Origin of the sequence: Enterobacter sp. BWH64 (assembly GCF_001037645.1) — a bacterium.
Classification (GTDB): domain Bacteria; phylum Pseudomonadota; class Gammaproteobacteria; order Enterobacterales; family Enterobacteriaceae; genus Enterobacter; species Enterobacter hormaechei_C.
Genome location: NZ_KQ089922.1, coordinates 2,257,155 through 2,273,458, shown reverse-complemented (window position 1 = coordinate 2,273,458; position 16,304 = coordinate 2,257,155). Strand labels below are relative to the sequence as shown.

19 protein-coding genes, 1 tRNA gene and 1 other RNA gene are annotated in these 16,304 nt (G+C 53.2%); 8 read left to right on the top strand and 13 right to left on the bottom strand.

The genetic code is table 11. The features are described 5' to 3' along the window. The first annotated feature begins 55 nt into the window (after nucleotides 1-55). Complete coding sequence (locus SK50_RS10795; protein ID WP_045344091.1) at nucleotides 56-430, top strand: MysB family protein; 375 nt, start codon at nucleotides 56-58, stop codon at nucleotides 428-430. A 7-nt stretch (nucleotides 431-437) separates the two neighbouring features. Here SK50_RS10795 and SK50_RS10790 read toward each other — a convergent pair whose 3' ends face one another. The 3 genes from SK50_RS10790 to mdoG all read right to left on the bottom strand — a co-directional run bounded on the left by SK50_RS10790 (nucleotide 438) and on the right by mdoG (nucleotide 4,824). After that, the gene (locus tag SK50_RS10790) at nucleotides 438-665 is read right to left on the bottom strand and encodes a YceK/YidQ family lipoprotein (RefSeq protein WP_003858030.1); all 228 of its coding nucleotides are present in this window, start codon (nucleotides 663-665) and stop codon (nucleotides 438-440) included. An 84-nt stretch (nucleotides 666-749) separates the two neighbouring features. Further along, complete coding sequence (gene mdoH, locus SK50_RS10785; protein WP_003858032.1) at nucleotides 750-3,278, bottom strand: glucans biosynthesis glucosyltransferase MdoH; 2,529 nt, start codon at nucleotides 3,276-3,278, stop codon at nucleotides 750-752. Continuing rightward, nucleotides 3,271-4,824, bottom strand: a complete 1,554-nt coding sequence (gene mdoG, locus SK50_RS10780; RefSeq protein WP_048229403.1) for a glucans biosynthesis protein MdoG — start codon at nucleotides 4,822-4,824, stop codon at nucleotides 3,271-3,273. Before mdoG ends, mdoH begins: the two co-directional genes overlap by 8 nt. 255 nt (nucleotides 4,825-5,079) lie before the next feature. Between mdoG and mdoC the strand changes: the two genes are divergently transcribed. Next, nucleotides 5,080-6,219 (top strand): glucans biosynthesis protein MdoC, encoded by a 1,140-nt coding sequence (gene mdoC, locus SK50_RS10775; protein ID WP_017384749.1) that lies wholly within the window; start codon nucleotides 5,080-5,082, stop codon nucleotides 6,217-6,219. A gap of 41 nt (nucleotides 6,220-6,260) precedes the next feature. Here the strand turns inward: mdoC and ymdB are convergent, their stop codons facing one another. From ymdB to csgB, 5 genes are all read right to left on the bottom strand, one after another. After that, nucleotides 6,261-6,797, bottom strand: a complete 537-nt coding sequence (gene ymdB, locus SK50_RS10770; protein ID WP_015570849.1) for an O-acetyl-ADP-ribose deacetylase — start codon at nucleotides 6,795-6,797, stop codon at nucleotides 6,261-6,263. Between the two features lie 80 nt (nucleotides 6,798-6,877). After that, a complete protein-coding gene (locus SK50_RS10765) occupies nucleotides 6,878-7,198 on the bottom strand; it encodes a type 1 fimbrial protein (RefSeq protein WP_017384751.1) in 321 nt (106 codons plus the stop codon). A gap of 153 nt (nucleotides 7,199-7,351) precedes the next feature. Continuing rightward, nucleotides 7,352-7,684: a curli assembly chaperone CsgC gene (csgC, locus tag SK50_RS10760; protein WP_023296298.1), complete on the bottom strand. Its 333-nt coding sequence runs from the start codon at nucleotides 7,682-7,684 to the stop codon at nucleotides 7,352-7,354. A 56-nt stretch (nucleotides 7,685-7,740) separates the two neighbouring features. Beyond that, nucleotides 7,741-8,196, bottom strand: coding sequence for a curli major subunit CsgA (gene csgA, locus SK50_RS10755; protein WP_003858043.1), 456 nt, complete (start codon nucleotides 8,194-8,196; stop codon nucleotides 7,741-7,743). A 39-nt stretch (nucleotides 8,197-8,235) separates the two neighbouring features. After that, nucleotides 8,236-8,691 (bottom strand): curli minor subunit CsgB, encoded by a 456-nt coding sequence (gene csgB / locus SK50_RS10750; protein WP_017384753.1) that lies wholly within the window; start codon nucleotides 8,689-8,691, stop codon nucleotides 8,236-8,238. A 743-nt stretch (nucleotides 8,692-9,434) separates the two neighbouring features. Here csgB and csgD point away from each other — a divergent pair. The 4 genes from csgD to csgG are packed head-to-tail and all read left to right on the top strand — an operon-like array spanning nucleotide 9,435 to nucleotide 11,782. After that, nucleotides 9,435-10,085, top strand: a complete 651-nt coding sequence (gene csgD / locus SK50_RS10745; RefSeq protein WP_017384754.1) for a biofilm master transcriptional regulator CsgD — start codon at nucleotides 9,435-9,437, stop codon at nucleotides 10,083-10,085. Nucleotides 10,086-10,089: 4 nt separating this feature from the next. Further along, entirely contained in the window at nucleotides 10,090-10,479 is a 390-nt protein-coding gene (gene csgE / locus SK50_RS10740; protein ID WP_003858052.1) for a curli production assembly/transport protein CsgE, read from the top strand. A 26-nt stretch (nucleotides 10,480-10,505) separates the two neighbouring features. After that, nucleotides 10,506-10,922: a curli production assembly/transport protein CsgF gene (gene csgF / locus SK50_RS10735; RefSeq protein WP_003858054.1), complete on the top strand. Its 417-nt coding sequence runs from the start codon at nucleotides 10,506-10,508 to the stop codon at nucleotides 10,920-10,922. 26 nt (nucleotides 10,923-10,948) lie between these two features. Next, nucleotides 10,949-11,782: a curli production assembly/transport protein CsgG gene (gene csgG / locus SK50_RS10730; RefSeq protein WP_003858055.1), complete on the top strand. Its 834-nt coding sequence runs from the start codon at nucleotides 10,949-10,951 to the stop codon at nucleotides 11,780-11,782. Nucleotides 11,783-11,825: 43 nt separating this feature from the next. Here csgG and SK50_RS10725 read toward each other — a convergent pair whose 3' ends face one another. From SK50_RS10725 to ghrA, 4 genes are all read right to left on the bottom strand, one after another. Next, nucleotides 11,826-12,308 carry a DUF1097 domain-containing protein gene (locus SK50_RS10725; RefSeq protein ID WP_072203222.1) on the bottom strand — a complete coding sequence of 161 codons (483 nt, stop codon included), beginning with the start codon at nucleotides 12,306-12,308 and terminating at the stop codon, nucleotides 11,826-11,828. 96 nt (nucleotides 12,309-12,404) lie between these two features. After that, nucleotides 12,405-12,959, bottom strand: coding sequence for a TorD/DmsD family molecular chaperone (locus SK50_RS10720; RefSeq protein WP_017693653.1), 555 nt, complete (start codon nucleotides 12,957-12,959; stop codon nucleotides 12,405-12,407). A 19-nt stretch (nucleotides 12,960-12,978) separates the two neighbouring features. Beyond that, a complete protein-coding gene (locus SK50_RS10715) occupies nucleotides 12,979-13,716 on the bottom strand; it encodes a phosphatase (protein WP_003858061.1) in 738 nt (245 codons plus the stop codon). An 84-nt stretch (nucleotides 13,717-13,800) separates the two neighbouring features. Next, a complete protein-coding gene (gene ghrA, locus SK50_RS10710) occupies nucleotides 13,801-14,739 on the bottom strand; it encodes a glyoxylate/hydroxypyruvate reductase GhrA (protein ID WP_017693654.1) in 939 nt (312 codons plus the stop codon). Nucleotides 14,740-14,968: 229 nt separating this feature from the next. Between ghrA and SK50_RS10705 the strand changes: the two genes are divergently transcribed. Together SK50_RS10705 and SK50_RS23200 are read left to right on the top strand one after the other, a co-directional pair. Next, nucleotides 14,969-15,056, top strand: a tRNA-Ser gene (locus SK50_RS10705). Nucleotides 15,057-15,100: 44 nt separating this feature from the next. Next, a non-coding RNA gene (locus SK50_RS23200) (RtT sRNA) lies at nucleotides 15,101-15,237 on the top strand. A 120-nt stretch (nucleotides 15,238-15,357) separates the two neighbouring features. Here the strand turns inward: SK50_RS23200 and SK50_RS10700 are convergent. Continuing rightward, nucleotides 15,358-16,263, bottom strand: coding sequence for a LysR family transcriptional regulator (locus SK50_RS10700; RefSeq protein WP_017384759.1), 906 nt, complete (start codon nucleotides 16,261-16,263; stop codon nucleotides 15,358-15,360). Nucleotides 16,264-16,304: the final 41 nt, after the last annotated feature.

Below are 16,304 nucleotides of genomic sequence, written 5' to 3'. Positions count from 1 at the left end.
CACATAATCAGCTATTCTTTCCCTGAATACCTTCACGAAAAACAGGGAGACACCAATGACCATGTACGCCACGCTGGAAGAAGCAATTGATGCCGCTCGCGAAGAGTTCCTCGCCGATAATCCCGGCGTTGAGGAAGAAGATGCTGACGTGCAACAACTCAATATCCAAAAATACGTCCTACAGGACGGCGATATTATGTGGCAGGCCGAATTCTTTACTGATGAAGGTGAAGATGGTGAATGTCTGCCGATACTGAGTGGTGAAGGTGCGCAGGCGGTATTCGACGGCGACTATGACGAAATTGAGTTACGTCAGGAGTGGCTGGAAGAAAATACGCTGCACGAATGGGACGAAGGTGAGTTTCAGCTTGAACCGCCGCTGGATACCGAAGAGGGTCAGGCCGCAGCGGACGAATGGGACGAGCGATAAGTCACCGCTACTCGTAGGGGCCGTGGCTGGCATCGATGGGCAGCAGTAGCGTGTCGAAAATCAGCGAAAACGGCAGATCGAGCACGGTGAGATAGCGCCATGCGGAATCACGGACATCCCACTGTACGCCGGGGTAGTACTGATTCCCGTGGCCCTGCCCGGGGATGGTGCGGCTGATAATGCTGCCGCAACCGCTGAGCAGGCATGCCATCATGACGACAATGATTACTTTCATTTCTGACCTCTAAAAAAATACCGGCGATTAAGCCGGTATTTTATTTGGCGGGTGGCGCTTCGCTTACCCGCCCTACTTAACAACTTACTTCGCCTTCAGGGCCAGCGGATTGAGCTTCACGTCCTTGTAGTAGTTCACCCACGAAGAGTATCTCTCCGGAGAGGACCACACGCGGTAGTGAAGCCGTGCCATCGTCACCGGATCGCTCAACAACACCAGACGACGGTCGCGGTTAAGCTTTTCTGGCGTCTCGTTCAGCGCCTGCTCAACGTGGCGATCGCGGGCGATCTCCAGCACCTGGCTGGCGCGGTGACGCGCCGTCGCCATCGCGGTTGCCAGCGCGTTGAATGACGGGTTAAACACGGCATGCATAAAGCCATCATCCAGCGTGCGTTTGCGGTTCTGCTCCAGATAGGTATCGGTATCCACCAGCACCTGCGGCGGAGAATACTCTTCCGGGATCAGGAACAGCTTCCAGCGTTTGGTACGCAGGCCCACCGTGGAACGGCTGGAGATCACCGATACAAACGGCGACAGGATCAGCGAGAAGACGATTGGCGCAAGCCAGAACAGGAAACGCAGATCCAGCCAGGCCATACCAACGGCCCACACCAGGCCCAGCAGCAGCTGAGAGCCGTGGCGCATAAAGGCTTCACTCCACGGCGTAGAGTCATCGTCACGCTGCGGTGAATTCCACACCACTTCCCATCCCAGGAACGCGCTCACCACAAACACCGTATGGAACAGCATACGCACCGGCGCCAGCAGGACCGAGAACAGCACTTCCAGCAGCAGTGAAAGGGTCACGCGGCAGAAACCACCGTACTCCTTCGAACCTTTGCACCAGATCAGAATGATACTGAGCAGCTTAGGCAGGAACAGCAGCACCATGGTCGACGCGAACAGCGCGATCGCAAGCTCCGGACGCCACTGCGGCCACACCGGGAACAGCTGGCGCGGTTGCAGGAAATACTGCGGCTCCGTCAGGGCATGCACAACCTGCAACGCGGTTGAGAGCGCCAGGAACATAAACCACAGCGGCGCAGACAGATAGGACATAACGCCCGTCAGGAACACCGCACGGTGAACAGGGTGCATCCCTTTCACCAGGAACAGGCGGAAGTTCATCAGGTTACCGTGACACCAGCGGCGGTCGCGTTTGAGCTCATCCAGCAGGTTCGGCGGCAGCTCTTCATACGAGCCAGGCAGATCGTAGGCAATCCAGACGCCCCACCCTGCGCGACGCATCAGCGCAGCTTCCACAAAGTCATGCGACAGAATGGACCCGGCAAACGACCCTTCACCCGGCAGCGGCGCCAGGGCGCAGTGCTCGATGAATGGCTTCACGCGGATAATGGCGTTGTGGCCCCAGTAGTGGGATTCACCCAACTGCCAGAAGTGCAGACCGGCAGTAAACAGCGGCCCGTAGACGCGGGTCGCAAACTGCTGGCAGCGCGCATACAGCGTGTCCATACCGGACGCTTTTGGCGAGGACTGAATAATTCCCGCGTTCGGGTTGGCTTCCATCAGACGGACCAGCCCGCTCAGGCAGTCGCCGCTCATCACGGAGTCTGCATCCAGTACCACCATGTAGCTGTACTGGTTACCCCAGCGACGACAGAAGTCATCAATGTTTCCGCTCTTACGCTTAACACGACGACGACGACGACGGTAGAAGATCTGCCCTTCGCCCTGCACCTCGGCAATCAGTTCCATCCAGGCTTTTTGCTCCGCCACGCAGATATCCGGATTGTAGCTGTCGCTCAGGATATAGACGTCGAAATGCGCCGCGTTACCGGTCGCCTTCACGGACTCCCAGGTAGCACGCAGCCCGGCGAATACGCGGTCAACGTCTTCGTTACAGATAGGCATGATCAGCGCGGTACGATGCTCAGGATTGAGGGGCTCATCCCCGACCGTCGACGCGGAAATGCTGTATTTGTCACGCCCCATCAGCAGTTGCAGGAAGCCCATCAGCGCCGTCCAGAACCCGGCGGAGACCCAACAGAACAGCACCGCGAACAGCAGAAGAATGCCGCTCTGTAAAATATACGGCAGCAGCTGCATGAAGGAGACCCAGATATCCTGGCCAATCATGTCAGCAGGGTTAATCAACGCCCAGCCCTGGTACGGCAGAATGGTTTTCATGTACCAGGTGGCGACAACCGTCTGCGCCAGCGTCAGCAGCAGCAGAATGTAACGACGAATCGTTCCCACGGTACGCCATTTCTGCTCGGATGCCTGCTGTTCTTTGGTCAGACGTGACAGATAGCGCGGCGTCACGTCACGCCCACGCAGGCGATCCCAGAAGCGGCCCACCGGGTTGGTGCGCCACGGATCGGGGAACATGGAGGAACGCGTGGCCTTCGGCATCGCCTGTAGCTGGTCACGCCCTTCGTCATCCTTGATTAGCTGCCCTTCTGCCAGCGAGTCCGGCCATGCCTGCTCCAGACGTGCCTTCACTGACCCCAGCGGCGTATCATCATCACGGGAAAAGTGACGATGTTCACCATCCAGCGCGGTGTGAACCGCGCGGATGTCGCTCGCAGGGAGTGCCGCTTTTTCAATGTCCGTCAGCGGCATGGCATCAATATATTCAGATGTATTATTCATTGGCAGGTAGCTGATAGCTCCAGGTTTCACTCAGCGGCTTATCGTTACTGACCAGCGCGGCGCGCATTTCAGTGGTCTGTTTCGGATCTTTCACCTTCACGCGCAGGGTCAAACGCCACCCTTTGGTGACCGGGTTGTAACGCACGGCGTTCTCAACGATTTCACCGTTATCGCCAATGCTGGCCTGTGCCGTCACGGCAGTAGCCGGCGCCAGTTTTTTCATATCCTGGCCGGTGAAGTCCACGATAAACGCCAGCGTGCCATCCGGCTGACGAATCAGGTTGGACTGCTTCACGTCACCCGTCGAACGACGCGTCTGCATAACATACGCGTTATCCGGTGCGTGCAGTTTGTCTTCGTCACGGCTGAAGGTGATCGCATACTTGAAGTTCATCTCTTTACCGGCTTCCGGCAGCTGATCCGGTGTCCAGTACGCCACAATGTTATCGTTGGTTTCATCGTTAGTTGGAATTTCAACCAGCTCAACCTTGCCTTTACCCCAGTCGCCTTTCGGCGTAACCCAGGCGCTTGGACGCAGATCGTAGCGGTCATCCAGATCTTCAAAGCGGGAGAACTGACGGCCACGTTGCAGCAGACCAAAGCCCTGCGGGTTTTCCATCGCAAAGCTGCTGACGGCGAGGTGTTTCGGGTTGTTCAGCGGACGCCAGATCCACTCGCCGTTACCCGCATGAATGGAGAGGCCATTGGAATCATGCAGTTCAGGACGGAAATTGGTCGCCGGAGAGGGCTGGTTCGGCCCGAACAGGAACATGCTGGTCAGCGGCGCGACGCCCAGTTTGCCCACTTTATCGCGCAGGTAAACTTTAGACTGTACGTCAACCACCGTGTCACGCCCTGGCATGATCACGAAGCGATAAGCGCCTGTCGCACGAGGGGAGTCCAGCAGCGCATAAATTGTCAGACGTTTGTCGGTTGGTTTTGGACGTTCGATCCAGAACTCGCGAAAACGTGGAAATTCTTCACCTGATGGCAGCGCGGTATCAATTGCCAGACCGCGCGCAGAAAGCCCGTACACCTGCCCCGCGCCAATCACGCGGAAGTAGCTGGCGCCAAGCATGCTGACGATTTCGTCGTTTTTATCTTTGCTGTTAATCGGATAAAGCACCTTGAAGCCTGCGAAGCCGAGGTCTTTTACCGTGTCTTTATCGTGTTGCACATCGCCAAAATTGAAATAATCCGGGCTGTACTTGATTTTGCGTACCGCGGTCGCCGTCACTTCGTTGATGGCAACCGGCGTGTCGAAGTACATACCCTGGTGGTAAAATTCAAGCTTGAACGGGGTTTTAATATTGTTCCAGTACGCTTTATCGTGATTGAACTGGATCTGCTGATAGTCCGCGTATTTCATGTCGCGGAAAACGGAGGGCAGGTTACTTTTTGGCGCTTCGTAGCTCTTGCCCGCCATCGATTTAGCCTGTTTTGCGACATCATCGATGTTAAAGGCCAGTGCAGATGAGGTATACAGTGACAACAGCACTGCTACACCCAACCAACGCATTTTCATCATTTGTGGTTTATGTTTCATAATAAGTAAGCACTTCCCCCTTTGTGTGCTTATATCGATCCGATCCATTTTAATGGAAACTCAGGCAATCCGACAACATTATCACTGCTTTGTTCAGCTCGCTGGCTCATGGATTAAGCAAATGAAAGAACCCGCTTTTCACTTTGCGTGCTTATCCTGGAGACAGGGTGTCGGTCTTGGTGTAGGGTTGGCTCCGAATGTAACCATTATGAGCCTTAGGGATAAGGCGAAAAGTCTGAGAATGCGCAAAGTTATATGAGCACAACCCCTGTACAACGTGAATATTTCCTCGACTCGATCCGCGCATGGCTCATGCTATTGGGGATCCCTTTTCATATTTCACTGATCTATTCCAGCCACACCTGGCACGTGAACAGCCAGATGCCCTCCTGGTGGCTGACGCTGTTTAATGATTTTATCCATGCCTTCCGCATGCAGGTGTTTTTTGTCATTTCCGGTTATTTCTCTTACATGCTCTTCTTGCGCTATCCCCTCAAACGATGGTGGAAAGTGCGCGTGGAGCGCGTGGGCATACCGATGTTGACGGCCATTCCGCTGCTGACGCTGCCGCAGTTCATCATGTTGCAGCATGTTAAAGGCAAGGCGGAAAACTGGCCGAATCTCTCCTTCTATGAGAAATACAACACCCTGGTCTGGGAGCTGATTTCCCACCTCTGGTTCCTGCTGGTACTGGTGGTGCTAACCACGGTGAGTTTGCTGATCTTCAGCCAGCTGCGCCAGCGCGCGAGCACCGCATCCTCGACCTTCTTCGCCAACATCACCCTGGGCAAGCTGTCGCTGCTGTTTCTTGCGCTGGGGGTCGCGTATGCCGCCGTCAGGCGTACCCTGCTCATTGTCTACCCTCCCATTCTGAGCGATGGGCTGTTTAATTTCGTGGTGATGCAGACCCTGTTCTACATTCCCTTCTTCCTGATCGGGGCGCTGGCATTTATTCATCCCCGGCTTAAAGCGCTGTTTACCACCCCCTCCCCCTGGTGTGCGGTGGGTGCTGCGCTGGCCTTTGCCGCCTATCTTCTCAATCAGCGCTATGGCAGCGGGGACGCGTGGATGTATGAGACAGAGAGCGTGATAACGATGCTGATGGGCCTGTGGATGGTTAACGTGGTGTTCGCCCTTGGCCATCGTCTGCTGAATTTTAAATCCAGCCGCGTCACCTATTTCGTTAATGCTTCGCTGTTTATCTACCTGGTTCACCATCCGCTGACGCTGTTTTTCGGGGCGTACATTACGCCGCATATCGCCTCGAATGCGCTGGGCTTCTTCACCGGCCTGGTCTTTGTGGTTGGCATTGCCATCGTGTTGTATGAAATCCACCTGCGGATCCCGCTTTTGCGTTTCCTGTTCTCAGGCAAACCTCAGGTTAAAGCGGGATAACAAAACGGCGCCTCCAGGGCGCCGTTTTTGCATTTCAGACATCAAAAAGCCTGGCTGCGCGCGGTCAAAATCCGCTGATACAGGTCGGCGGTGTGCTCATCGAAGCAGACAAAAATGACTTTTTCCGGCATGGGTTTAAGGGAAAGGTAGTGATAAACGGTATTCACGGCGATTGTAGCTGCCGCTTCCTTTGGATAACCGTATACCCCGGTGCTAATGGCGGGGAACGCCATGGTCTTATACCCGTTATCCGCCGCAAGCCGCAGGCAGTTACGATACGCCTGCTCCAGAATCTCAGCCTCATGGCGGTCGCCACCGTGCCAGACGGGTCCAACGGTATGGATCACCGCTTTGGCCGGGAGATCGCCTGCAAGCGTAATAACAGCATGCCCCGGCGGGCACTCTCCCTGCTGCTGACGCACGGTTTTGCATGCTTCAAGGAGCTGAGGGCCTGCGGCCCGGTGAATGGCACCGTCCACCCCGCCCCCACCCATCAGGGAGGAATTGGCTGCGTTGACGATCACGTCAACGTGTACCGTCGTGATATCGCCATGAATAACGTCGATTTGCGGTCTCATAAACACCCTCTGCAACCCGCCTTTTTCATCAGTGTATCGCAGAGGGAGAAGGAGAAAAACTGCCGTGAAAAAAACGTCGGTTAGCGGTAATCCACCTGAACGACCGCAAGCGTTTTCTGTTCATTCAGGTATTTCATGCTGACAGCGGCCAGAGCTGAATGAGGATGATGGCCCCGGAGCGCCTCGTCATAACTGATGGTATGCGTTTTCATACGGTTATTTTCCGGACAGGAGATCGCAAACTGCTGATGCCGGGGCGTGACTTCGCACGGGTCAGCGACCACCGCGCCACGAAAATGAATCACCCCACCATTTTCTATAGTTGCTGAATAAGCCGGAGATAAAAAAGAGGACAGGATCAGTCCCAGACCAGAAATAATACACGCTGCGGATTTGAACATTATTTGTACTCCTCAATGAAATTCGTCCTTGAGGGGTAAAAACGCTCCGTTATGACGTATCAATTTAAGCAACCCGATGACTGGGTTCTTGATATCAGCATAGCTTACCTGTGCAGCGCCGCCACTTTATTAAATCATTGATTTCATGAATTATTAAAGCGTACTTGCCGGTGCGTTCCACTGCTGTGATAAATGAAGCGATTTTCCATCGGAAACGGTGACGATTATTTTTACCGCATCCCCTGAACGAATATTTAAACTGATTCGCGTTAAATCAATCGGCTGATTAGCGGGTATAAAAAGAGTATTTTTCTGCCGCGATGTACTTTGTCCCGCTTGCCCCTGTCGGACAGATAACACCTCAACCTGACATTCGCAGGCGTCTGCCAGCGTGACCTGAGGAATAATGGTTGTCATATTTGCCTGCTGTGAGGTGCTGAACGTTATCTGGCTGGCAAGCGCGGCAAGGAGAATGAAGGTGCTCATGAGATCCTCCCGAAAAAAAACAGGGCACATGCCCTGTTTTTTGGTACAGAAATGAATCAGTACTGATGTGCGGTCGCGTTGTTGCCAAAGCCAACCTGGTGCACAGTCACCGTTGAGCCGGACGCTGTCTGGTCTACCGCCGCGCCGTTGCCGCCGCCGAACTGTTTCACGTTGATAACAGAGTCTTTGCTATTCCACTGGTCGATGGTGGCGCTGTTACCAAAGCCTTTTTGCAGCAGATCGATAGAACTGTCATCAGAGCCCTGACCAACATCTGCGCCGTTACCGCCACCGTGCTGGGTAATGGTCAATTCAGAATCTCGGGCGTCCGTCTGCAAAGCAAGCGCGGAGTTACCGCCGCCGTACTGGTAAATGCTCAGGGTTGAGTCAGGGCCGTTATTGCCGCCACCCCAGCCACCTCCGTGGCCGCCGCCAAATTGTGGTACCGCGCCTGCGAAAGCACTGCCAGAAACTACGATTGCTGCAATAACTGCCACTTTGAAAAGTTTCATGGTAAACCCCCATCGGATTGATTAAGGCGTCACACATCGCTAGCGTTGAATAACGCGAATAGCCATTTGCGACTGTCTCTGTACTACAACTGCTGTTTTCTGCGTACCATACTGCGTTATATTCGCCCTGTTACCCGAGCCTTTCTGGATAATCATGGCGGTGTTGCCAAAAGCGCCCTGCTTAATACTCGCATCGTTGCCGTTACCGGTCTGATCGATATAAGCAAGGTTATACGTCCCTGACTGATCAACATGCGCGCGGTTATTCCCGCCCTCCTGGGAAATAATGGACAGCAATTTAGAACCGCCCTGGCGTACATCAGCATTATTACCTGAACCCTGTTGACCAATAATGGCTGCCTGATTGTATGAAGCTTTACTTAATTCATTTATCGCAAAATTATATTCAGAACTGGCTAAATCTGAATCACCTGCGATTACAAACCCAGGCGCACCCAGTAATGTAAACATCATAAACAACATTTTGTTTTTCATGCTGTCACCCTGGACCTGGCTATAAAATAGGTATGTCTTTACCCGTTAACGCGATTCGTTTTGTTAACGCCGCGTTACGGAAAAGAGTATGTCTGCCGAAACATATTTAATATCTCACCCGTGTGCCTTATTTTTATATGCTCATTCACCTCAAAGTCGTAAATCTCGCCTGAAACGACGCGACACACCACTAATGCAGAAATAAATTCTTGTCTGAGCGCCTGGACAACAGCGAGACAGGCTGTCCAACCTGTACCGGCTTCTACAGACAAACATGGCAATGTCTTTTGCCAGGTGCGTGACACGAAGCAAGTTTTCTTAAGAAAAATTTCCAGCTTAGAGAAGTCTTAACTTTTTAGCTGAGTTCATACTTTTTACCGGCTGGCTTACAATAATTAAAAGCCCAATAATTCAATTTGTTATAATATATTGTATGACTTTCAAAATCTGTGCACGTTTATACACCTGTACAACTTTCCCCTTATCTTAAAATCCATTCACCCTTAAAAATACACAACTTAATATCGAATTTTACATTCTGTTACATGATTAACACTTGCTTTAAAGTTTGCAATAGCTAGATTGAAAACAGCAGTACGTTATTTGTTTTTAATTTTACCGCCTCCTTTGGAGGAAGGTTTTTTAACTACACACAGCAGTGCCACACCTGTCAGTACTTCTGGTGCCCTTTTCAATAATACGAGGGCAACTGCCGGGTGTCATAAATAACGTGGGGTTTCATCATGTTTAATGAAGTCCATAGCTTACCCGGTCATACATTATTGTTGATCACAAAACCTTCCTTACAAGCGACAGCGTTATTGCAGCATTTAAAACAATGCCTCTCGCTTAACGGGAAACTGCATAATATTCAACGTTCTTTTGATGATATCGCTCCTGGCAGCATCATTCTTCTCGATATGATGGAAGCGGATAAAAAACTGGTCCATTACTGGCAGGATAATTTAAGCAGGAAAAACAATAATATCCGCGTATTGTTATTAAATACGCCTGATGAGTATCCTTTCCGCGATATTGAGAGTTGGCCGCATATTAACGGCGTGTTTTACGTCACTGAAGAAGAAAACCGTGTCGTGGAGGGTTTGCAGGGCATTTTGCGGGGGGAGTGTTATTTCTCGCAAAAACTGGCCAGCTACCTCATTACCCACTCCGGAAATTATCGCTATAACAGTTCAGAATCTGCACTTCTGACGCACCGTGAGAAAGAGATCCTGAACAAACTGCGTATTGGTGCTTCAAATATTGAAATCGCCCGTTCGTTATTTATCAGCGAAAATACGGTTAAGACGCATCTTTATAATCTTTTCAAAAAGATAGCTGTTAAAAATCGCACGCAGGCGGTGTCGTGGGCAAACGATAACCTCAGGCGTTAATAGCATGAAACGCACCCTAAGCTGGATTGCCGCCGCAGGCATTATGCTTGCTGCCGGAAACCTTCAGGCTGTTGAGGTGGAAGTTCCCGGACTGTTGACCGACCACACCGTCACCTCTGTCGGACACGATTTTTATCGTGCCTTCAGCGATAAGTGGGAAAGCGATTATCCGGGTAACTTAACCATCAACGAACGGCCCAGTGCGCGGTGGGGAAGCTGGATCACAATAACCGCTAATCAGGACGTTATTTACCAGACTTTTTTATTCCCAACGAAAAGAGACTTCGATCAGAACGTCGCTTTCGCGCTGGCACAAACAGAAGAAGCTATTAACCGCCTACAGTTAGACAAAGCCCTTTTGAGCACAGGCGATTTAGCAAAAGATGAGTTCTAGCAACGACACCTATTTCGGAGGCTGTAATGCGTCTCGCACACACAGTGATTTCGTTAATGCTCATTGCGCCGTTGAGCTGGGCCGGAAATATGACATTCCAGTTCCGCAACCCTAATTTTGGCGGCAACCCGAATAACGGAGCCTTTATGCTTAACCAGGCTCAGGCTCAAAACTCCTATAAAGACCCCAGCTATGACGATGATTTCGGTATCGAGACCCCGTCGGCCCTGGATAATTTCACTCAGGCCATCCAGTCGCAAATATTAGGTGGCTTATTAACCAACATTAATACCGGAAAACCCGGACGGATGGTCACTAACGACTTTATCGTCGATATTGCCAATAAAGACGGACAGCTTCAGTTAAATGTGACAGACCGAAAAACCGGTAAAACGTCGACAATCCAGGTTTCCGGTTTGCAGACCAGTTCAACTGATTTCTAAACAACCCCAAAATAAGGACAATTATTATGCAGCGCTTTTTTATTTTAGTTGCAGTGTGCTTATTAAGCGGTTGTTTAACTGCCCCGCCAAAAGAAGCCGCTAAACCCACCCTGATGCCTCGTGCCCAGAGCTACCGGGATCTGACACATCTGCCGGTCCCTACCGGGAAGATATTCGTCTCGGTCTATAACATTCAGGATGAGACGGGCCAGTTCAAACCGTATCCGGCCAGTAACTTCTCGACGGCCGTACCGCAGAGCGCCACCGCGATGCTGGTCACCGCCCTGAAAGATTCTCGCTGGTTTATCCCGCTGGAACGTCAGGGGCTGCAAAACCTGCTTAACGAACGAAAAATCATTCGTGCCGCGCAGGAGAATGGTACCGTTGGCGTCAATAACCGCATGCCGCTACAGTCTCTCACCGCAGCCAATATCATGGTGGAAGGCTCGATTATCGGCTACGAAAGTAACGTGAAATCGGGCGGCGCGGGTGCGCGTTACTTTGGCATCGGGGCCGACACGCAGTATCAGCTGGATCAGATTGCCGTCAACCTGCGCGTGGTTAACGTGAGCACGGGTGAGATATTATCCTCCGTGACCACCAGCAAAACGATTCTCTCTTATGAAGTGCAGGCCGGGGTGTTCCGCTTTATCGATTACCAGCGTCTGCTGGAGGGTGAAATTGGCTATACCTCTAACGAGCCGGTCATGCTGTGTCTGATGTCGGCCATCGAAACCGGCGTGATTTTCCTGATTAATGACGGTATCGATCGCGGCTTGTGGGATCTTCAGAATAAAAGTGACGTGAGTAATGCGGTTCTGGTGAAATACCGAGAGATGTCGGTGCCGCCGGAGTCATAATCGGCGGCGCATAAAAAAGGCGAGATTTCCGTCTCGCCTTTTTTTATTTACTTACCGCAGGAACGCTCTGGCTCTTCTCGCGTCGGGCCGCAAGCCAGAGGCCGCTGTTCTTCATGGCGTAGCCAAACAGTAATCCCAGCATGAGCGAAGGGACCACCAGCTTCCAGTCCCCCTGCCCCGCAAAGGTCGCGCAGGCACCCATGAACGTGCCGGGCACAAAGGACAACAGCAGATGTTTTGCCTGAACGCACATCAGGAAGGCCACAATGCCGGTGATGGCGTACCCCAGGATTTCCACCTGCGGCGCCAGCGCGCTGCCTTTCATAATGACCAGCGCCCAAATCACACCGCTCATCAGAGTACAGCCGGAGATGAAGAGCCCTTTGAGACCACCCTGCGGGCAGGCGAAATAGGCCGTGCAGCCAAGAAAACCAGCCCAGCTCAACAAGCCGAGAGAGACAGCCACCCAACCCCAGAGGCCGGAGAGGATGCCAGTCGTGATTGCAATACAAAGTAGTATGTTCATGGTGCGCATCTTAGCAGATGCGCACCATAGAAATGAGATCAGAAGCACATTACGTGCAAGTTGAAATGTATCGTTGCAGGATTTTTGTGATTCAAATCACTCTTCGTTCTCTTCTTCCAGCTCGTCCCACATGGCAGCGATGGCGTCACGCGTCAGCGGAGCCAGCGCTCTCCAGAACGGCGAGGTGGCATGGGCTTCAACTTTACCCAGGAAGGTGCCAACCCACGGAAGCAAATACGTTTCGAACAGGGTTTCAATCGCCTCGTTCTCATCATCACCTGCATTATCTTCAATCCAGGAGGCCGCCAGCAGCAGGGTACCGATATGATCGGCAGGCATATCCGTCAGCGGCATGCCGCGTTCTGAAAGAAACGCCCGAACTTCCGCTTCGGTCGCACCTTCCTGCCAGGCAGAACGATACGGCGACACGCGACACTCTTCCCCCACAAACAGCGCGTTGTAATCCGTTGAAATCTGCTGCATATCGCAGCTTTTTTGCAAGCGTTCCAGCAACTCATCCTGTTCCAGCGGCCAGCTCTGCGCCAGTTTACCTTCACGAATCAGGGTAAACAGCGGAACCAGCAGCGGATCCTGCGGCTGGCGGTAATATAAGGTGCCCAGCACGCGGCAAAGGATGGAAAACTCATTCATGTTTTTATTCCGTTATTAATTAAAGATCGGCAAATTCATCAATCGGCGCCATGCCGCGCGACTCAAGGAAGTCGAGCATACGACGCGGCGTGACGTTCAGGATCTGTTCTTCCGGGAAATTCACGTCCCGCAATATTTTCAGGCACTCGCTAAAATCACCCAGCGTGAAGGCCGTGTGTGAATCAGAGCCCAGCGCCACCATGCCGCCCGCGTCACGCACGGCCGCCGCCACTTCGCGGCAGTTGGCTTCACTGCCCTTACGCGAGTGAACAAAGGAGGAGTTGTTAATCTCCAGCGCCACACGGTGCTTCGCTGCCGCCTGCGCCACGGCCTGAATATCAATCGGGTATTTCGGATTTCCCGGGTGGCTAATAATGTGCACGTTGCCGCTGGCAATAGTGGCAATCATCGCTGCGGTGTTGGTCTCTTTATCCTGGGGCGCAAAGACCGGCTCGTGGAAGCCGGCGAGGATCAGATCTAACGAGGTCAGCATCGGGCCGGTGCAGTCAATCTCACCGTCAGTATTTTTGATGTTCGCTTCGATGCCGCGCAGTATCCCGATACCGTCCACCAGGCGTGGCCAGATACGCATATTCACAAAATGCCAGTAGTGCGGCGCATCCGCCATATCCGGACCGTGATCGGTTATCGCAAACAGTTTAATGCCTTTCAGCTTCGCCTGAGCGATATAATCATGGAGGTTACTGTAAGCGTGGGTACTGGCGACGGTGTGCATATGCAGGTCAACGGGATACATCTTTCTCTCCTCTGCGGTTTTTCCAAAGGATAGCAGTTATCAGCGGCGAATATTAGCAAAAACCCGGCGAACGCCGGGTTTCTCTCAGTAGCCTCGCTGTCTGTCGACCTGTCCGGTCACCGCGTTGCCCTTCTCTATTTCGCTGATGGTATGCGAGATGTACGCCACGGCCTCCACCGGTCGCGTCACGGCCGCAATATGAGGCGTCATCGCCACGCGCGGATGTGCCCAGAGCGGGCTGTCTTTTGGCAGCGGTTCGCGGCTATACACATCCAGCATTGCGCCTTTCAGTTTACCGCTATCCAGCGCTTTCAGCAGATCGTCTTCCACAACGTGTACCCCGCGCGCCAGGTTCATTAAGTAGCTGTCTTCTGCCAACTGGTTGAGGAGCGTGCCATTGATAATGCCGACCGTTTCCGCCGTATTCGGCAGCAGGTTAATGAGGACGCGAGTCCCTTTCAGGAACGCCGGGAGTTCGTCCGTTCCGGCAAAGCTCTCGACGCCTGGATAATCCTTACGGCTCCGGCTCCAGCAGCGCAGTGGGAAGCCCCACGGCGCGAGCGCTTCGGCGACTTTCGAACCCAGTACACCCGCGCCGAGGATGCCGATGATGAAATCTTCATGCTGATAATCCGGAAGCGGTTCCCAGTGGGATTGCTGTTTGAACGCCTGATAATCGTCGAAACGTCGGAACCAGTGCAGCACCTGGCTCACGGCATATTCCTGCATCTGTTGCCCCATACCGGTATCTTCCAGACGAAACAGGGGAATATCCTCCGGCAGCATTTCAGGGTGTGCCTTCAGCTTACTGAGAATGGAATCCACACCCGCACCAAGAGCAAACACCGCCTTCAAACGGCGTCCCTGAAGCATTTCGACCGGGGGATGCCAGACCAGCGCGTAGTCGGCATGTTCATTATCGCCCTGTTTCCATTCGCGAACGCGTGCGCCAGGCAGTGCCGCCGTGAGCGCGTTAATCCAGTAAGCCGTATCAAAAGTGGGGTGATAGAAGATAATATCCATAGTCATTGCCTTTTATTGCGCTGTTTTATTTTCATTTTCAACTGGCTTGCCAGCATAACAAATTTATCGCTAAACCGCGTTGCTGATAAAAGAGGCGCATTTCGCACATTTCGGAATCAGGTTGCCTGAAGTTTGTCTAAACACGCTAAATTACTGAAAAAGTGGGTTGACGGCAGTACGGCTTTTCCTTACATTAGCGCCCGTCCCGACAACAACGGGATGACAATATGGTGAGGTGTCCGAGTGGCTGAAGGAGCACGCCTGGAAAGTGTGTATACGGCAACGTATCGGGGGTTCGAATCCCCCCCTCACCGCCATATTTGAAGAAGAGCTCGCATGAAAATGCGGGCTTTTTTTTCGCATGTTGCACGCCTTTGGGGGGATGAGAACCCCCGACCGGGGTTCGACAACTGGCGCAGCCAGTTGGACAGACTGAGAGCGTAGCGAACAGGCTGCCCGAAGGGCGAGCGAAGCGAGTCAATCCCCCCCTCACCGCCATATTCAAGACAAGAGCTCGTACGAAAGTACGGGCTTTTTTCTTTTATATTCTCCGTAAGGAGATTCGCTCCCTGCGTTCTTTATGTCGGGTGGCGCTACGCTTACCCGACCTACAAAAAGCTAGTCTTCAACCATCTTTGCATACTCTTCGGTGAGAAAATCCACCAGCGTCCTGACCGATGGCAGCAGGCCGCGCCGGGATGGATACACCGCGTGGATCACTTCCCGTCTGGGTTCCCAGGCATTCAGCACCCGAACAAGTTCACCTGAAGCCAGCTGATCCTTCACCATCAAAATGGGCAGCTGTACCACGCCCACGCCCGCCATCGCCGCCTCCCGCAGCGCCAGCATGTCGGTAGTCACCAGGCGCGGCGTGAAGTGAATTTCTGCCTTTGCGCCCTCCGGCCCGCTCAATTCCCACTTATGCAGGTGCTTGCCCGCCCCCATACTTAACCCCGGCCACTCGCTGAGTTCAGAGGGCATCGCCGGGTTGCCCATCCGTTCAATCAGTGCCGGCCCGGCAACCAGACAGTGCCCCCTGTCCGCCAGCACCCTTAATACCAGATCGCTGTCATCAAACGGGCGCGGACGAACGCGGATCGCCACATCCACCCCCTCCGCCACCAGATCGACCCGGCGGTTGGTGGCTTCGAGCTGGAGGTTGATCCCTGGATAGCGCGCCATAAACCGCGCCAGCATGGGCCCCACGTGAACGTGCAGCAAGGTGACAGGACAGGTGATCCGGACCATACCGCGCGGCTCAGCCTGTAAAGCAGCCACCGCCTCCTCCGCAGCTTCAGCTTCCACCAGCATGGCTTTACAGTGCTGATAGAACGTCTGCCCCACCTCCGTCACCGCAAACTGCCGCGTGGTACGTTGGATCAACCGAACGCCCAGGCGTTCTTCCAGCTGAGCAATCCGACGGCTCAGTTTCGACTTAGGCTGATCGAGCGCCCGACCCGCCGCCGCAAAGCCACCATGCTCCACCACCTTCACAAACCATACGAAATCATTGAGATCCTGCATACGCCTCTATTGTTCCATTTAAGGAACAGTGAATGTCATTT

Coding starts and splice junctions, on each gene's coding strand:
- SK50_RS10795 (WP_045344091.1), top strand. CDS start 56: ATGACCATGTACGCCACGCTGGAAGAAGCAATTGATGCCGCTCGCGAA.
- SK50_RS10790 (WP_003858030.1), bottom strand. CDS start 665: ATGAAAGTAATCATTGTCGTCATGATGGCATGCCTGCTCAGCGGTTGC.
- mdoH (WP_003858032.1), bottom strand. CDS start 3,278: ATGAATAATACATCTGAATATATTGATGCCATGCCGCTGACGGACATT.
- mdoG (WP_048229403.1), bottom strand. CDS start 4,824: ATGAAACATAAACCACAAATGATGAAAATGCGTTGGTTGGGTGTAGCA.
- mdoC (WP_017384749.1), top strand. CDS start 5,080: ATGAGCACAACCCCTGTACAACGTGAATATTTCCTCGACTCGATCCGC.
- ymdB (WP_015570849.1), bottom strand. CDS start 6,797: ATGAGACCGCAAATCGACGTTATTCATGGCGATATCACGACGGTACAC.
- SK50_RS10765 (WP_017384751.1), bottom strand. CDS start 7,198: ATGTTCAAATCCGCAGCGTGTATTATTTCTGGTCTGGGACTGATCCTG.
- csgC (WP_023296298.1), bottom strand. CDS start 7,684: ATGAGCACCTTCATTCTCCTTGCCGCGCTTGCCAGCCAGATAACGTTC.
- csgA (WP_003858043.1), bottom strand. CDS start 8,196: ATGAAACTTTTCAAAGTGGCAGTTATTGCAGCAATCGTAGTTTCTGGC.
- csgB (WP_017384753.1), bottom strand. CDS start 8,691: ATGAAAAACAAAATGTTGTTTATGATGTTTACATTACTGGGTGCGCCT.
- csgD (WP_017384754.1), top strand. CDS start 9,435: ATGTTTAATGAAGTCCATAGCTTACCCGGTCATACATTATTGTTGATC.
- csgE (WP_003858052.1), top strand. CDS start 10,090: ATGAAACGCACCCTAAGCTGGATTGCCGCCGCAGGCATTATGCTTGCT.
- csgF (WP_003858054.1), top strand. CDS start 10,506: ATGCGTCTCGCACACACAGTGATTTCGTTAATGCTCATTGCGCCGTTG.
- csgG (WP_003858055.1), top strand. CDS start 10,949: ATGCAGCGCTTTTTTATTTTAGTTGCAGTGTGCTTATTAAGCGGTTGT.
- SK50_RS10725 (WP_072203222.1), bottom strand. CDS start 12,308: ATGAACATACTACTTTGTATTGCAATCACGACTGGCATCCTCTCCGGC.
- SK50_RS10720 (WP_017693653.1), bottom strand. CDS start 12,959: ATGAATGAGTTTTCCATCCTTTGCCGCGTGCTGGGCACCTTATATTAC.
- SK50_RS10715 (WP_003858061.1), bottom strand. CDS start 13,716: ATGTATCCCGTTGACCTGCATATGCACACCGTCGCCAGTACCCACGCT.
- ghrA (WP_017693654.1), bottom strand. CDS start 14,739: ATGGATATTATCTTCTATCACCCCACTTTTGATACGGCTTACTGGATT.
- SK50_RS10700 (WP_017384759.1), bottom strand. CDS start 16,263: ATGCAGGATCTCAATGATTTCGTATGGTTTGTGAAGGTGGTGGAGCAT.